The following is a 1,436-nucleotide window of genomic DNA, read 5'->3' on the forward strand; positions in this document are numbered from 1 at the left end:
GGTCGTGTCCCATTCCGTGGTGTAGGTCCAGCCCGGAGAAGGCTGAGATGCACGGTACTCAACGTGCCACTGCAGACAGCCGAGTGGGCGCAGTATCGCTCAGGGTCTGCAAGCCTTCCAACTGCATGTAGCGCCGGTTGAGGGACCACTCGTCGTTCTGCTCCATCATCATGGCGCCGACGAGCCTCGTGATCGAGGCGTCGTTGGGGAAGATGCCCACCACGTTCGTGCGTCGCTTGATCTCGGCATTCAGCCGCTCCAGCGGGTTGGTGCTGTAGATCTGCGTCCAGTGCGCCCGAGGGAAGGTCATGAAGGCCAGGACGTCGTTCTCGGCGTCGTCCATCAAGGTGCCGAGCTTGGGGAACTTGTCTCGGAGCTGGTCGGCGACCGAGCGCCATTGCGCCCGCGCTGCATCAGCCGAGTCCTGCACGAACACCGTGCCGATGGCCGCAGAGACCATGCGCCGCTGGGTCTTGCCGGCATGCGCCAGGGCGTTGCGCATGAAGTGCACGCGGCAGCGCTGCCAAGTGGCCTTCAGGACCTTCGCCGCGGCGGCCTTGATGCCTTCGTGGCTGTCGCTGATCACGAGCTTCACGCCGCGGAGACCTCGACGGTTCAGGCTGCGCAGGAACTCGGTCCAGAAGGGCTCGGCTTCCGAGGCCCCGACCTTCAAACCCAGCACTTCACGCTGACCGTCGGTGTTCACGCCGACCGCCACTATCACCGCTACGCTCACGATGCGCCCGGCTTCGCGCGTCTTCACGTAGGTGGCATCGACCCACAGGTAGGGCCAGTCGCCCTCGATCTGCCGTCCAAGGAAGGCGTTGACGCGCTCGTCGAGTTCGCCGCACAGCCGGCTGACCTGGCTCTTGGAGACGCCGCTCATGCCGAGCGACTTCACTAGGTCGTCCACCGAGCGGGTCGAGATGCCCTGCACGTAGGCCTCCTGGATGACCGCGGTGAGCGCCTTCTCGGCCGTACGCCTGGGCTCCAGGAACTCGGGGAAGTAGCTGCCCTGGCGCAGCTTGGGGATCTTCAGCTCGACGCTGCCGGCCCGGGTGTCCCAGGTGCGCTCGCGGTAGCCGTTACGGCTATTCAGGCGCTCGGCCGGGTTCTTCTCGTCGTAGGCCGCGCCGCAGCGCCCTTCGACGTCCAGCTCCATGAGGCGCTGGGCCATGAACTGCACCATCTGGCGCAGGACGTCGACATCGGCTCCCTTTTCGGCGAGCTCGGCAAGTGCGATAGTTGCGGTGGTCATTGTGATTTCCTTTATGGACAGGGCTTGGTGGGTCGCACCTCAAACCTTATCCGGACTTCACGATGACCACCCCCCGAAGGGAGCGGTCGCTGCGCGGCAAGCCGCTTCGGGCTACGCCCTACGCGCCTTGCCGCGCAGCGAGTGAAAGAAGACTTACACCACTTGCCGGGACATCAAC

At 65.0% G+C, this 1,436-nt stretch carries 1 protein-coding gene; it reads right to left on the reverse strand.

The annotated features are described in order from the left end of the window. Positions 1–58 precede the first annotated feature (58 nt). A complete protein-coding gene (locus tag BM345_RS29515) occupies positions 59–1,258 on the reverse strand; it encodes an IS256 family transposase (protein ID WP_093387409.1) in 1,200 nt (399 codons plus the stop codon). Positions 1,259–1,436: the final 178 nt, after the last annotated feature.

Origin of the sequence: Variovorax sp. OV329, assembly GCF_900114785.1 — a bacterium.
Taxonomy (GTDB): domain Bacteria; phylum Pseudomonadota; class Gammaproteobacteria; order Burkholderiales; family Burkholderiaceae_C; genus Variovorax.